We start from the raw sequence: 16,344 nt of genomic DNA, 5'->3' as shown, positions 1-16,344 counted from the left end.
TATATTGTTTTTTCATTTTTTAAAATACTTTGTAGTAAAAAGTTCTTTTAAAAAGGGAACTTTCTCTAATAAGGAACTTTCTCTGCAAATTGACCTACAACCAATTAAAAATATAATATCATTTGATTTTCTTTTACTATCTATAAATCTTTGTTATATTAAGGGTAGCAGAAACTATCCAGAAAGCAGTAGATAGTATTCCGTTTTTATTTGAATCATGTTAAGGAGGACAGTAATCATGAACAAAGAAAAAATTAGAGTAGTGCAGTATGGATGTGGAAAGATGTCAAAGTATATTATTCGTTACCTTTACGAAAAAGGAGCGGAAATCGTTGGTGCTATTGATGTAAATCCTGATGTTGTTGGACAAGATGTTGGAGAATTTGCAGGAATTGGCACATTGGGTGTAAAGATTAGTGATGACGCTGACGCTGTATTAGATAGTTGTGATGCTGATATTGCTATTGTTACTTTATTTAGTTTTGTGAAAGATTGTTACCCACACTTTGAAAAATGTGTAGAACGTGGAATCAATGTTATCACAACTTGTGAAGAAGCAATTTACCCATGGACAACAGCAAGTGATTTAACAAACAAATTGGATCTACTTGCAAAAGAAACTGGATGTACTATCGTTGGTGCAGGAATGCAAGATATTTACTGGATTAATATGGTTGGTTGTGTAGCTGGTGGTGTGCATAATATTAACAAAATTGAAGGAGCTGTAAGCTATAATGTTGAAGACTATGGACTTGCACTTGCCAAAGCACACGGTGCTGGATTAACACCTGAAGAATTTGAAAAAACAGTTGCTCATCCTGAAGTATTAGAACCATCTTATGTTTGGAATTCAAATGAAGCATTATGTAATAAATTAGGTTGGACAATCAAAAAACAAACGCAAAAATGTGTCCCTTACTTCTATGATACAGACTTATATTCAGAAACCCTTGGAACAACAATTCCAAAAGGAAACTGTATTGGAATGAGTGCTGTCGTTACAACCGAAACTTTCCAAGGTCCAATCATCGAAACGCAATGTATTGGTAAAGTATATGGACCAGATGATGGAGATATGTGTGATTGGAAAATCACAGGAGAACCTGATACAGAGTTCCATGTTGTGAAACCAGCAACACCTGAACATACTTGTGCTACCATCGTGAATCGAATTCCAACGGTATTATATGCCCCTAGTGGATTTGTAACCGTTGAAAAACTAGATGAATTAGAATATTTAGCTTATCCTATGCAATTATATTAAAAGCAAAAACAAGCCGATTGGCTTGTTTTTTATTATTCTTTTACTTTCTTTCGAGCAAATGCAAGAATTATTACACTACTAATCAAAAGTATCATATATCCAAAGACATTACTGTTATCTCCTGACATAACTCCATTTCCTTTTTCAATTGAATCAGTTGGTTTTGTAGCAGGCTTACCATCATCATTAGGCTTTTTATCAGGCGTTGTACTTAATTTTTCTAATCCTTCTCTTGCTTGCTGCAATTGTTCAATTGCACTTAACATTTGCGAATAAGTAGCATTTGGATTGTTGTATATAAGAAGTGCTTCAAAGTAAGCTTCTGTATAGATCTCTACACTTTCCCTTGTATACAATGTTTTATCCAAGTCTTTGTACGCCTCCATTGGTGGCAACATAGATTGCTTATCTGCCTTAATTACAAGTTGTACACTAACTTCTAAGTTGGATGCTGTTTTCCCTGTAATTTCATAAACTCCTGGAATTTCCATATTAACACCACTTAAATCCCATGTGATTGTTTCTTTTTCTTTTTTCACAATCCCAGCATCACAGGCAACACTAGCTTCTGTAGCTAATACTGCTTTTAAATCATCCAAGCTTTTATCAAATGTCATTTCAATCGTATCAAAGGTATCTATCACTTGTGTTGCTGGTGCAGATGTTGTAACAAAGACATTGGCAAATTGTGCATGAGCATTATAAATTCCCATACCAAATAAACCATTACGATAACTTCTAGATTGCTCTGCATTGCTTAATGTATGATCTATATATTGCTCTCCATTAACCTTCACAATAATCCTATCACCTTCAACATCTATCTCAACATGATAAATATCATCACTTGCTTTTTTCAATGTAAATGTTTCAGCAAATGTATAATCACCTTTGAAGTCAAATAGTCTTACTTTGTTATCAACTAATTGCACAGCATAACATCCGTCCCATACATTCGTTGTCTGAGAAGCAAAGATAACATTTACAATTCCATTCTTATATAGCACATCACTTTCATAGGTATACGTATCTATCGTTGCTCTATTTTCAGCAAACATAAACGCATTTCCACTATCTATTCCATGATAATATGTATCATCTATGTACCATGTTCCTCCATTAGCTGTATACCCACTTAAATTTGTTTGGAAATTATCTACCCTAACATTCACTATACATTCTGCTTTAATTTCTGGATTGGTTTTACTTGCTACAGTTATCTTCGTAGTCCCTGCACTCAGTGCAGTTACTTTCATACGGTTTTCTTTTGTAGCTGGTGTAACACTTAAGATATTTTCATCTTCTACTTTCCATTCTACATCTTGGCTCACATTAAGTGGTGTTACCCAAGCATCTAAATCAAATTGATCATCAACGTATATATTTTTTTCATGATCACTCAATCCAATTGCAATTGGTTGTGTTGGAATAACTTTGTCTGTCCAAATAGATTCCATAGAATAAATCGTAATATTGGCTGTTGCTGCTTCACCAACACAAAATACTTCTGCCCCTAAACTTGTTGGGTTTGGAAATATTTGATTTGCTCCAGTAACTGTATAATCCTTTGTGAATACTTCAATACTCGCTTTATCTACATAAATATGCAAATCAATTGAACCATCATCATTTACTTTTACTCTTTGCTCATCCACTTCCAAGAATTTCGCTGTTGGATATGCTCCTGATTTTGAACGATCAATAGTAATTTTTTGTGTTTCAAAATTGTATTTCACTACTGTTTCTTGATTGTTTCCAGTACGTGCTTTAAAACCTACTTCTTTTGTACCAGATTGTGGTTTGAAGTTTGCCACTACCTCATATGTATCACCTTTAAAGTCTGCTAAAATATTTTTTCCTTCTGTTACCTCAACATTTTCATATTTTATCTCTGTATCACGTAAATCCTCATATTCCTTAATTGGTACTTGACGTAATACATAGTCACCATTATCATTTTTGGTCAATGATAATTCCAACTGTAAATTAAAAGTACCATTGAATACCGTATTATTAGATGCATCATCTACTAAATTACAATAATCTTCCCACGTATTCATCCAGTTTATCGCAATAATTCGTTGATGATTCATTGATGTGCTTGTTCCAAAATCACCCATATAATATGTCATTGCTGCATAAGAATCTTTTCCAAAATTCATAATTCCATCTACATCATGATGTCCCATTCCTTTTGCATCATTATTACTCTTATATGCATCATCAGGAACAAATTCCCAATTACCATCTACTTGCTTAAAGTCTCCTACCTTATATTGGCGTCCACCTCTATCCAATACCCATTTACTTTCTCCTGTTTTTACACCTTGCTCATCTACTACTTCAAGTGGATATAAATCAGGGCATTCTGTATGCAAGTTTGGATAAACAGATTCTTCTGTCCAATCTAATAAATTATCAGAAGAATAAATTCTTAATTGGCCTCCTGCAATGACCATAAACCATTTTCCTTCGTAACGGAAAACCTTTGGATCACGGAATGCTTCTGATTGTAAAGAATCTTCTGTCCAATCAATTGCAACACCTTCTGCTTTTTCCCAAGTTTCTCCATCTTCACTATATGCAGCTATTACTCTTTGTCCATTTCCATCGGTAGTAATTAAGGCAACCAATCCACCCGCATTACTACTAAACAATCCTGATGTATTACCTTCATCAATTACAGCACACCCTGAAAACATCGTTCCATATTCATCTGGATAAAATTCAATTGGTTGTTCATCCCAATGAATCAAATCACTACTAGTTGCATGTGCCCAATGCATTGGCCCCCAATTTGTATCATTATAAAATTGATAAAATAAATGATATTTCCCATTATAATAAACCATACCATTTGGATCATTCGCCCATCCTTCTTTTACTGAATAATGGTATTGTCCACGATAATCTTCATTATAGTAATTTGCATCTGGAAGACGTTTATGCACCATTACGCGATACACAAGTTTTGCATTTCCATTACTTGCTGTAATCGTAAACACATTTTTTCCTAGTGTTACAGGTAAATTGTTGATATCTAATACATCCCCATTAGCATTTGTTACAACCAAATCCGTATTACTATTTTTCTTAGTCGCATCAAGAGCTATTGATGTTGTATCATTTTTCACATATCCAATATATACATATTGACCATCTGCAAATTTCAAATCTTGATCAATCGTTCCATTTGGTACAATCGATAATTGGCTTAATGTAGGTGTTGTTGTATCATCAAGTTCCATAAATTCTACATTTTGATATGTAACATTACCATTCCATGTCATAAGCCCTAATTGTCCATCAAGAAGGGCATCATTTTGTCCACCAACACTTCCCATCGTATAGTCTGCTGTGTTCAGCACTAACTCTCCATTAATGTAGAAGACAAAATGCTTATCAATTGCTGTTACTTTTAAATGATATTCATTTTTATCATTTAATTTTATTTTTTGAGATTGAACCAAATCTAATGCTCTTCCATCTTCAAACTTAAAGATACGTGCTTCTCCGGATTGTGCATTCAGATTTGCTACATACATATTTTTGTTATTCATATCACTATCAGCTCTAAAGACTAATGAAGCAGCTGTATCTTTACGTTCATTAAATTTTACATCTGCACGATATACAAAATTTTTCGCTGTTGCATCAGAAAGTAAAATTGCATCTTTATAATCTTCAGAAACACTTTGTAACCCGTTTCCTTGCACACTCCATGCACCTTCTTTTGCATGCAGATTAGATAAATCTGTTTTAAACAAAGACTGCGAATTTGAAAGTGATGTATCTAAAAGTTTTATGTTAGAATATTTTGCTTCTGTATCAAAGGTAAGCAAACCTACATATCCGCCTTCCCATCCTGCCACATTTCCGCTTTTTTCTAATACTTGATTGCTTCCCTTATTAGATAATTTATATATAAAATCTCCATTTTCTTTAAATTCAATTGACAAATGAAGTGTTTGATTAAAATCTACAATCGCTGTAGCATCATCTTTATTTACTTTAAAGTATTCTTGAAAATCATTAACTTTAAACAATCTAGCTGTATTATCAAAATCATTGGTATTAAAATTTGCTCCATACCATGTTTCCGCGCTCACATTATCCTTATTTTTTATTCCTACTAATAATGCTGCACTAGGTCCATCCAAAACATCAACATCCGCCTCATAGATAAAACTTTTATAGCGCTTATCTGCATCATAAGCGACAAAATGATCTCCTGCTTCCTTTGAAAGGGTGATCTCTCCCTCATTTTTTTGTAATGTCCCATTTTGTGAAGTAAAATCCTTAAGGATTTCCCCATTTGATCCTTTTGTGAATGTTCCTTCTTCAACGACTTCGCGAATATCATCACGAATATCACTTGCTTCTAAACTAATCGTATTACTATAAAATGATGATACGATTAGCAACGTACAAATGAAAACATACCCTACTTTATACAGTTTCTTTGTATACATATCTTGCTCCTCCTCAATAAACATTGCGTCTATATTCACATTATAAATGAAAGAGCTTACAAAAAGCACTTTACAAAAGTAACCAATATTTCTGACAATTGTAAACAATCAAAAGTATAATTGTCATTTTAAAACAAAAAAAGATCCTAAGATCTTTTTTGCTTTCTCAACATCATCAATGCACTAATAGAGCTTACACCCATTAATAACAATAACAATGATGTATTTGTTGTATCTGCAGTATTAACTGTACTTCCACTAGCAGCTTTGGGATTTGCTACACTAGGCTTCATAATTGTTGTTTTATTATTTGTCGAATCATCTTTATCTGGGACAACACTTGGTTTTTCTTTTGCAGATACATAAAGACCATTATCTTTTGCTTTTAATGTATCTACTTCGGCAGTATTAATAATTGTTTTTGAAACTGCTGAATCTAATATTATTCCACGATATGTAATCGTTGCGGATTGACCATTTGTTAGATTATTCAATGGAATTATAATATCTCCATTGTTTTTTTCTACATAATTACTAATATTACTTCCATTTACAGTAATCGTATTTGTATCAATACTCATTCCTAAAGGTAAATAATCATATACATTAATCTTATCCCACAAAGATGCATTTGTTGCATTGTTTTTTACTACAATTGTGTATTCAACCATATCCCCAACGTTATTTGTCCCATCTACACTAGTAAGGTTCTTAGAGGTCTTTTGAATTTGTTTTTGTGGTGCTGCATAAATTTCTGTACCTGCATATTGTACATTGGCACCTCCAAATATTCCTCCAACACTGTATGTTCCTCGATATCCAAACGAAGCTGGTGCAATCATTTCAACATTGCTTCCAACCGTTCCTGTAAAACGAATTGTGTATATTAACGTATACTTTGTATCAGCTTCCATTGTACTAATCTTAAATTCATATGATCCATCGCTTTGTATCCCATAGCTTGAAAGCGGCTCTGAAAAACTTATACTTCCATCTAAAATTTCATAGTTTACACATTCCATACTTAAATAAATGTTTTTGAGCTTACGTTCTGAGCTCATTGTAATTTTTACTTGGATTTCATCATCCTCTGTAAATGCTCTACCTGGATTTGTTAAATTGTGAAATTCTACATCTGTATCAATTTCCGAATCTGCACTTACTCCACTTGTCTCACCTACAAAAAACACTCCACATATAATGCTTAATATAAATAATGATATTACTTTTTTCTTCATCTTATTTCCTCCGTATTTTAATCTATTTAATTATAATTTCCAGTTCATTTCCTGCTTGATCACTGATAAAAAATGTATCTATTGTATCTCCAACACTGAGAATTGTTAATACATTATCTTCTACATTGTAATGATATTCTTCGCTTGGTACACCATCTTTATAAAAGCGAATGCTTGTTGGATCAATTTGTGATAAATCATCATTCAAATGATATGTAAATGTATTTTCGCTTTGCTTATATGTTCCATTTGGACTATGAATATCTATGTTGGATACTTTAATCCGTTTTTCATCGATTACCTTTCCATCTTTCCTTAATTGAATCTTATAATTTCCATTTTCACTAATCATATCTGTTACTTCATCATTTATTGTAATTTGGTCATAGTTATCATTTGATGTTGTAATATTTAGCTTAATAGCCTTATTGGTCCAATTTTTATCATAGCTAATTTCTTCTATTTTTGCCGTTTCCACAATCATCATCTCGCGCGAATATGGAGGAGCAATAACATCTGCAGAAACCGATGATGATGTATCTCTTGTTAACAGCATTCCTGTTGTTATTGCAGCACTCAAAACACCTACAGTTGCTATCTTTGGAAAAAGCCCTGCTAACAGTAATTTGGGGCTATGTAAAATACTATCTAAAATATTATTGCTACTTGCCTGATTAAGAACATACTTATTACTCAATTCTTGATAAGCAGCACATAGCAATGATGGCGATATTACCAACATATAGTTTTTTGGTGTTATTCCTTTATTCTCCAAATCTACTTTTAGAATCTTCTTAATTCTATTTATCCTTGAAGTTACAGTTCCATGGGGGATATCTAATATATCAGCTATCTCATTAATTGAAAATTCTTGATAATAACGCAATAACCCTACACTTTTTAATGGTGCACTCATCGTCTCCAAAGATTCAAATATAGTTTCTTTAATTCTTTGATTTTCTAAAACCTCTTCCACAGATACATGATTATGATCACCAAAGTCTTCAATATCCATAGTGTCTCCTAAATCAATTGTTTTCAGCTTTCCTCTTTTATGATTAACACAAATAGAGTAAGTCACTTTCCCAAGCCATGCATTAAATGTTACTGGTTCTTTTAATTGCTTAATTTTTCTATAAACTCTTATAAACACTTCTTGTACAATATCTTTTGCTGTTTCGCTATCTCGATAATATTGATAAGCAATAAAATAAACTCTATTATAATATACCTTGTATATTTCTGAAAACGCATCCGTATCGCCCGCCTGTGCTTTTACGATTGTATCTTCTTCAACCTTATTCATCCTTTTGTCCATATATATACTTGCCCTCCTGCTTATTATGTCTTATCCCTCCTTAATTTGTAGGGAAAAATTTCCAAATCGTTCATTTTATTTTTCCCACTCATTAATCTAGACACAACATAAAATTAAAATCGTCCATTTAATTCAAAAAAGTTTCAATTTTCATAAATCAAACCCATTGGTGACGATTTTATTAATTTAAAAATCTCATTCTACTTCTTCCCTGTTTATATCATTCCTAAAATAATCGCTGTATTTTTATCAAAGATAAAAAAATATATCACTATAAATTGTATTTAAACAATAGTGATATACATCGTAATAAAGATAATCATAAATATTAAAATACAGTTAAATCATTTGTATCTATATTGCCACAGATTTGTGATAATTTTCTCATGTTGTTATAAATCCTAATTAATTTGTAATGAACTATAAACAAAAACAAAGTAAAATTGAAGGTTATTTTTACTTTGTTTTTTATGTTATATTTTTCTTTAAATCAATATAATCCCGCATTGCTATCTTGAATTACTTGATCATTCAATTCTTTTTTTATAATACTTTCCATCGAAGTATCCACGAGGATACTTTCGGTTGTTAAAATAAGTGAAGCAATACTAGAAGCGGATTGCAACGCCACTCGCTCTACTGTGCTAGGATCAATAATTCCAGCTTCAAACATATCCACTAACGTTAAAGAATGAATGTCGTATGCACTTACTGCATCCGCTGTTTCAAGTTTCTTTAATCGCTCTGTCACATCTTCAACTCCAGCATTCATTAAGAGTTGCTTAACTGGTTCTTTTAAACTATCAATTACAATGCGAAACCCAACTGTATCTTCTATCATTTCCTTAGAAAATGATTCCAAATATTTTGCTGTATTAAAATACGCCAATCCTCCGCCTGGTAAAATACCTTCTTTCATCGCAACTCTGACAGCGCAAAGTGCATCTTCAATCTTCATTTTTTTCTCTTTCATCTCTAATTCGCTCATTGCACCAACCTTTAAAATCGCTGCCGATTCTGAAAGATTTGCCAATCGCAATTCCAAACGTTCTTTTTCAAACTCTGTAGTAGATTCATGAATAAGATTTTGAATTTGTTCATACCTTTGATTAAATAATGCTTGATTTGAAAATCCTTCAATAATCATTGTCGATTCTTTTTCAACACTTATTTGTCCTGCTCTTCCAAGATCATTAATCTCTACGTTTTCAAGGGTATATCCTAACTCCTTACAAATCACATTCCCTCCTGTAACAACTGCAATATCTTCTAATATTTCTTTCCGATGTTCGTGCGTTGATGGCGCTTTAATTGCTACAACATTCAAAATTCCTTGAACCTTATTTAAAATCAAAGTAGAGAGAACATCTTCACGAATAGTATCTGATATTAAAACAAGATCAGCATTTATTTCAATCAACTTCTCAAGGATATTAGAAATCTGTTCAATAGCAGTAATCTTTTCATCTGTAATTAAAACATAAGGATTTTTTAAATTTGCACACATTTTAACTTGATCATTTGTCATATATGCTGAAACATATCCCTCATCCATTTTATATCCCTTAACAATCTCCAATTTTGTTGCTGTTGATTTTGATTCCTCTATTGAAATAAGCGCATTATCACCAATTTTCTCAATTGCTTCGGCAATAATTTCACCTATTGCTGGCTCACCTGAAGAAATCGTAGCAATATCCCTTACCTGTAATGGAATCACTATTTTTTGTGTGGATTGAAACAAATGCTTCACTGCTAGATCTACAGCTTTTTGAATACTATTCTTCAAAAGCATCGGATTATATCCATCACGAATATACTTAAGTCCCTCATTTATCATTTTTTGTGCCAACAAAACCGCCGTTGTTGTTCCATCGCCTGCTAAATCATTTGTTTTCAATGCCACTTCTTTTACTAAATCGACACCAACATTTTCAAATGGTTCTTCTAATATAAATTCTCTAGCTATTGTTGCACCATCATTTGTAATATATGGCCCTGTATATTCATTTGCAATTACAACATTTCTACCTTTTGGTCCTAAGGTAGCTTTGATTGTATCTGCTAGCTGATTTACTCCATTGACAAGAGAGGCTCTTGCTTCGTCACTTGATAATATTCTTTTCTTCATATCTTAACTCCTTTATTTCATTATTATCCTTTTGTTTCTGGTAAATATTTCCAATATTTTTTTGGCATAAAACTTCGCTGACAACGCCTGTTTTCTCTTTCTTTAATCGTTATGTTTTTAAAATAGTCTTTCCATAATTGTAGATAATAATCCTCTTGATCACTTTCAATTATTGTCAAATCAATTGTTTTAGAATCTACAATAATATATTCATCACGATTGTATAAAGCAATTTGAAACCTCGTCTTATCATGAATCATCCATATCTCTTGTTGCAATCGATCACTGAAATGATCTGCCAAGAACGTTAAAATATCATTATCAGATTCATACTCAGCATATAAAAACTTATTTTCTAATTCCTTAAATCTTATAAAGCCTGAAAATCGATGAGCTTCGTATTTCACATTCTTAGCAATTCGTTGTACTTCAATGACACAATCTATACTTTTCATTTGATTTATTTTAAATCCATATTTAAAAGCATAAATTATGTAATGAAGAAGCGCATTGGCTTTCTTTTTGTCACTTGATAGAAATGAAGTATATACATAATACAAAGCCAAATCTGAAACCTTCTCTTGAATTTGTTCGAGAATATAAGAAGAATGATCGAGATTTGTAGAAATCATTTTAGGTTGTTCAAATAAATTTCCAACATAGTTCTCTTCTTCTATAACCATATTTGGGATTTGCTTATCTTTTAAACATGTATACACAACACTCAATATCCCTTCAAGTGAACCATCATACAAATAAGTACAATCTATAACTGTCCAGTGATGCATTCTACTCTATCCTTTGTCGTGGGTTCAAAAAGTGATAATTGAACTGTATCCGTTGAATCGATAAGCAGCTTTCTTTCATCATGGATTAATGCACTAGAAATTAAATTACTATTAAAAAATGAAGTACTTGCAAAATATTTCCCATCACAGGTAATAAAATATTTTGCCCGCTTTAAAACAACGCGCATTTTTTTTAAGCTTTCAAATGTTAATTTATGATGTTTTCTAGCTGCCATTATCTTCTTTGCTGACAAAACACCAATCCCTGGAACTCGTAAAAGTGTATAGTAATCAGCTTTATTAATTTCAACTGGAAAATAATCCATATTGTGCAATGCCCAATCTGCTTTAGGATCCAATAATTCATTGAAATTTTGATGACTATCATCCAAAAGGTCCTCAACTTTAAACCCATAAAATCGGAGCAACCAATCCGCTTGATACAATCGATTCTCTCTTAACAATGGCGGTTTCTTAAGCGCTGGTAAGTGATCATCATGATTAAGTGGTACATATGCGGAATAATAAACTCTTTTCATGTTCATCTTTCCATACATTCCCTCAGCTAAGGATAAGATTTTAAAATCTGACTCTGGTGTTGCACCTATAATAAGTTGTGTGGTCTGCCCTGCTCGCACAAACTTTCGATCTTGTTTAACCGTATTCTTAATATATTTCATAGGTTCTAAAATAGCATCCTTTTCTTTATTGGGAGCAAGCAATTTCAAACTTTGATTAGAAGGTAACTCTATATTAATACTCATACGATCTACCAATAACCCCAACTTATTAATCATATCTTGACTTGCACCAGGAATTGTTTTCGCATGAATATATCCATTAAAATGATACTTATTACGCAAAATAGAAATCGCTTCACACAGCATTTCCATTGTATAATCTGGATTTTTGATAATTCCTGAACTCAAAAATAAACCTTCTATATAATTTCTTCGATAAAAATTAATTGTTATATCTGCTATCTCTTGTGGTGTAAAACAAGCTCTTTGAATATTATTAGAAGCTCGATTAATACAATATTTACAGTCATAGATGCAAGAATTGGTCATTAATATTTTAAGCAACGAAATACATCTACCATCTGCAGAGAAACTATGACAAATCCCACAAAGACTTGCATTTCCTATTCCTTTATCAGTATTTTTGCGATCGCTTCCACTCGAACTACAAGAAACATCATATTTTGCACTATCTGCTAATATTTTCAATTTTTCAGCAACTTCCATAGTTACTCCTCCTAAAGTACGTTTACGTACTTTTTATAGTTTAATTATACTAGAAAGTTACGTAATTACAATACAAAAACGTAATTTATTCTTTTTATTTAATTGCATAATTGCATTTATGTACTTATTTGCTTATAATAATTATGAGGTGATTTTATGCAAATGAATGAATATATTCGAAGAAAAAGAAAATCATTAAAACTGACAACTGAGCAAGTGGCAAAGTATGTTGGTGTAAGTATGCCAACGGTTACCCGTTGGGAAACTGGTGAAATAAAAAATATTAAAAATGACAAAATTTTAAAATTAGCAACCATCTTAGAAATTGATCCCATGACCTTAATCAGCTGGGATAATCAAGACTCCAAAGAACATTCAAAAAAAATGAAGCCGGTATTAGGCTTCGTTAAGGCAGGCTATGATTTGATTGCAAATGAGCAACTACTAGGTTATGAAGAAGTAAGTGATTCCGACGTAAACAAAGGTGATTACTTCCTTCAAGTCAAAGGAGACTCTATGATTGGCTCACATATTTTTGATGGTAGTAAGGTTTATGTTAAAGCACAATCTGATGTAAACTCTGGAGATATTGCTGTTGTTGTAATCAATGGTGATGAAGCAACTATCAAAAAAGTAATCAAAGAAAAGAATTTACTTATTTTAGAAGCAACGAATCCAGATTATGAAAATCGTTATTTCACAGCTCAAGAAGTAAATGAATTACCTGTTTCTATCATTGGTAGGGTGGTATCTTGTAAAATTGAATTTTAGTCTCTCATAACAATATAAACGCTATAAGTAGCGTTTTTTTATTCATCTATTCTGATGGATATTCGCAAAATATATTCTTTGGGGTCTTTTGCTGTTATTTCATTTAAAAGATTGTCCTCATATATGTAACCTGTGAGTTTATAATGATGTTTCTTAGCATACGCAAATATTCTCTCATATAGAGCATTTCTATCACTATATGCATTGCATTCATATAGCACAATATATTTCCCAGCTGGCTTACACTCCTTTGATCTAGCAACTCGATAATAAAAATGTGAAGTAAACTTAAAATTCTTTCTTTTATATTGCTCATAATCAATATAAAAGCCGATTGGAAAAGCAAAACTGTAGCCTTGTGAACTAACATTTTTGTAAAACCTTGAAATAGCTTTTGAAAGCAATGGTTTTTCATCTTCTTCAAAAATATTATCACTTCCTACAAAAATTGGCTCTTCATCAAAATCAAGTACTTGAATACTTCCCACCTTCACTGATTTTGCAAGTTGTGCTGTTTCAACATGAACCTTCATCATATCTTTAATCAGAGTTAATTTTTCGATTTCTTTCTCTACTTTTTCATTTTGATTTTTAAAAATTGAAATCATACTATCCGGATTTCTATTATCTGTAAATTGCTTAATTTCTTCCAATGACATCCCTATCTCTTTCAGTGTTAAAATCATATTTAATGTATACAATTGACGATAATAATAGTAACGATATCCATTATCTAAAACAATTTCAGGCGAAAACAATCCAATTTCATCATAATAAATTAGATGTTTTCTACGAATACCCACCATCTTTGCAAACTCTCCTGTTGATAAATATATTTCTCGATCAATTTTTTCCATATAAACCTCTTTCTTAAATACTATTTTAATATCGCTTGACTGTCAAGTTACAAGACAGCTTATAGTTTTAATAGCGAAAGGAGTATTCCTATGAAAGAAACTCACAACATCATTTATACACATCCTTCTATAATGAATTATGCCCCTTACATAAAAAAGCATGTATCTTATATTAAAAGTAAATTACCCGAAAAAATTGATAATTCAATCTATATTACACTCTATAAGTATTTTCTCAACGTTGATTACAAACATGTACAACTGTCTTTATCCAATATCACAAAATATAATGTACTTACATTTTTTCAAGAAGAATATAGTATGTCTAAAGTCATCATTGAAGATATGAATGCTAACTTCAACTTATCTTTGAATGATAATGCAATGGCAGATATAGCAATTATCATTGCTGCTGCTAGACATCATGTTTCACCCCTTCACATTCTTAAGATTATGGAACAAATCAATGAAATGATAAAACTGATAAAATATCATTTTATGTTTAAACTGGATCATAAATCTATATCTGGAAGAAGACTAATCGAACATTTAAAATATCTATCCATTCGAATTTTAAAGAAACAAAAAGATGTATCCAATATAGACGAATGGTTTCCTGAAGCTAGAAAAAAATATCAATTACCATATAAATGTGCAGAAAACATAGCACAGTTCCTAAAACAAAAATATGAATTCGACTTAACAGGAACAGAAATTATATTTCTAACCATTCACATTCAATCATTAATTTACGAAACAGAATGAAACCTATTCAAAGCTTAGTATACCCTTTTTTCTTTATTATTTTTTAACCTCTCCTAGCAAACGAATTGCTTTCTTTGCATCCTTTTTAGTTAAACCTACCTTAGGGTTGCAAGGAATCCAATAAGGCTTTATATCTTTCCAATCATAATCTGTATCATCCAAGATTATATATGTACTAACTTCTGGATGTTCTAACAACCATTCTTGTATTTCTTGGTAGCGATCAATGCCATTATAAGGAGTCATAGCATACAAAGAAAGATTTGCTTCCTTCAGTGCATAAATTAATGCTTCTCCCATCTTATTATTACTTGTTAAATCATCATAAAAAGATAGCCGCCAAGTAGAAGATAATACTATAACTGCATTTGTTTTATTAATAATTTCTTTTAGATTAGCAATATTTTTCTTATCAATAAAATGATAATTTTTCCCTTTTAAAACAAAAGGTTTTTCCATATACTTATAAGAATTCAAAACTCCATCTATATCTAAAAAGACAACTTTCATATCATCACCTATATTCATTATATTACTTTTTCATAATAGATAGTAATTATATTATATAAAAATGAAAGAAATTAGGCAGTGTCAATAATTTTGTGTAAACGTCATAGTAGAATTTAATTGTATCTTTTGTCAAACATATCATTAATCTCTGCTTGTACTAATCCGAATCCTTTATGGATTCGTGTGGAAAATCGTCTGTTATAATCCATCATGTAGTCACATACGAAACGATCAAGTGAATCCTCGTTTGGAAATTGTTCTTTACGTTTGGTATTTCGCTTTAGTTGCTTATTCATCCCCTCAATGAGATTTGTCGTATAAAGACTACTTCTAATTGCTTCTGGAAATTCATAAAAACTGAATAGTGATTGATTATCCGCTAGTGATTTAATCACCTTTGGGTAACGACTTCTGTATTTATCTTTAAAAGCTTCAAGATGATTTCGTGCTTCAACTTCATCTTTCGCCCTATAAACCGGTTTTAAATCATCAAGAACTTCTCTCTTATCTTTGGCACGAACGTTTCTTGAAACGCTTCGTTGAACATGTACCCAACAAGCTTGATGTTTTGCTTTTGGGTAAACATCTAAGCAAGCATTCGCTAGTCCAGTTAAACCATCCGTTACGAAAAGAAGAATTTCTTTAGTACCACGTTGCTTAATGTCTTCAAGCATTTCTTTGTAGTTTTCGCTTGATTCTTGTGGATATAGTTGGTAATCTAGTACCTCCTTAGTTCCTTCATGGGTAATCCCAATTAGTATATGCAACGCTTCTTTCGAAACACTATCGCGTCTGACATTAATCATTGTGGCATCACCATAAACAACAGAATAACGCTTGTTCAGTTTTCTCGAGTGAAATGCTTGCACATGTTCTTCAACTGCCATCGTGATGTTTGAAATCGTTGCTGGTGAATACGCATGACCATACATCTTTTCAATAAGGTCAGCGATTTCAGCAGTTGTCACACCTTTCGAATACAG

General features: G+C 31.9%; 13 protein-coding genes. 4 read left to right on the top strand and 9 right to left on the bottom strand.

What is annotated here, in order from left to right; all coding sequences use genetic code 11:
* Together M2475_RS10145 and M2475_RS10140 are read left to right on the top strand one after the other, a co-directional pair.
* Positions 1-196 (top strand): hypothetical protein (locus M2475_RS10145; protein ID WP_277491323.1); only part of this gene is annotated, 196 nt, incomplete at its 5' end.
* 42 nt (positions 197-238) lie between these two features.
* Positions 239-1,264: a dihydrodipicolinate reductase gene (locus M2475_RS10140; protein ID WP_277491322.1), complete on the top strand. Its 1,026-nt coding sequence runs from the start codon at positions 239-241 to the stop codon at positions 1,262-1,264.
* Positions 1,265-1,296: 32 nt separating this feature from the next.
* Here M2475_RS10140 and M2475_RS10135 read toward each other — a convergent pair whose 3' ends face one another.
* The 6 genes from M2475_RS10135 to M2475_RS10110 form a co-directional block, all read right to left on the bottom strand.
* On the bottom strand, positions 1,297-5,736 hold the full coding sequence (locus tag M2475_RS10135) for a GH32 C-terminal domain-containing protein (protein ID WP_277491321.1): 4,440 nt from the start codon (positions 5,734-5,736) through the stop codon (positions 1,297-1,299).
* Positions 5,737-5,882: 146 nt separating this feature from the next.
* Positions 5,883-6,974, bottom strand: coding sequence for a hypothetical protein (locus M2475_RS10130; RefSeq protein WP_277491320.1), 1,092 nt, complete (start codon positions 6,972-6,974; stop codon positions 5,883-5,885).
* Between the two features lie 22 nt (positions 6,975-6,996).
* A complete protein-coding gene (locus M2475_RS10125) occupies positions 6,997-8,292 on the bottom strand; it encodes a sigma-70 family RNA polymerase sigma factor (RefSeq protein WP_277491319.1) in 1,296 nt (431 codons plus the stop codon).
* A 490-nt stretch (positions 8,293-8,782) separates the two neighbouring features.
* Positions 8,783-10,423 carry a molecular chaperone GroEL gene (locus M2475_RS10120; protein WP_277491318.1) on the bottom strand — a complete coding sequence of 547 codons (1,641 nt, stop codon included), beginning with the start codon at positions 10,421-10,423 and terminating at the stop codon, positions 8,783-8,785.
* 23 nt (positions 10,424-10,446) lie between these two features.
* Positions 10,447-11,211 (bottom strand): TIGR03915 family putative DNA repair protein, encoded by a 765-nt coding sequence (locus M2475_RS10115; RefSeq protein ID WP_277491317.1) that lies wholly within the window; start codon positions 11,209-11,211, stop codon positions 10,447-10,449.
* Positions 11,190-12,458, bottom strand: coding sequence for a putative DNA modification/repair radical SAM protein (locus tag M2475_RS10110; RefSeq protein ID WP_277491316.1), 1,269 nt, complete (start codon positions 12,456-12,458; stop codon positions 11,190-11,192). The genes M2475_RS10115 and M2475_RS10110 overlap by 22 nt, the downstream gene beginning before the upstream one ends.
* Before the next feature lie 156 nt (positions 12,459-12,614).
* Here M2475_RS10110 and M2475_RS10105 point away from each other — a divergent pair, with 156 nt between their 5' ends.
* A complete protein-coding gene (locus M2475_RS10105) occupies positions 12,615-13,229 on the top strand; it encodes a S24 family peptidase (RefSeq protein ID WP_277491315.1) in 615 nt (204 codons plus the stop codon).
* A gap of 38 nt (positions 13,230-13,267) precedes the next feature.
* On the opposite strand, the gene M2475_RS10100 is transcribed toward M2475_RS10105, so the two are convergent.
* Positions 13,268-14,086, bottom strand: a complete 819-nt coding sequence (locus M2475_RS10100) for a MerR family transcriptional regulator (protein ID WP_277491314.1) — start codon at positions 14,084-14,086, stop codon at positions 13,268-13,270.
* 321 nt (positions 14,087-14,407) lie between these two features.
* Here M2475_RS10100 and M2475_RS10095 point away from each other — a divergent pair, with 321 nt between their 5' ends.
* A complete protein-coding gene (locus M2475_RS10095) occupies positions 14,408-14,851 on the top strand; it encodes a PRD domain-containing protein (protein ID WP_277491313.1) in 444 nt (147 codons plus the stop codon).
* Between the two features lie 36 nt (positions 14,852-14,887).
* Here the strand turns inward: M2475_RS10095 and M2475_RS10090 are convergent, their stop codons facing one another.
* Both M2475_RS10090 and M2475_RS10085 read right to left on the bottom strand, forming a co-directional pair.
* Entirely contained in the window at positions 14,888-15,361 is a 474-nt protein-coding gene (locus tag M2475_RS10090) for an HAD domain-containing protein (RefSeq protein ID WP_277491311.1), read from the bottom strand.
* Positions 15,362-15,474: 113 nt separating this feature from the next.
* Positions 15,475-16,344, bottom strand: an 870-nt coding sequence (locus M2475_RS10085; protein WP_277491310.1) for an IS256 family transposase, incomplete at its 5' end; no start/stop codon positions are given.

The sequence above is a fragment of the Breznakia sp. PF5-3 genome (assembly GCF_029504745.1).
Taxonomy (GTDB): Bacteria; Bacillota_I; Bacilli_A; order Erysipelotrichales; family Erysipelotrichaceae; genus Breznakia.
This window is presented reverse-complemented; position numbering and strand designations above follow the sequence as displayed.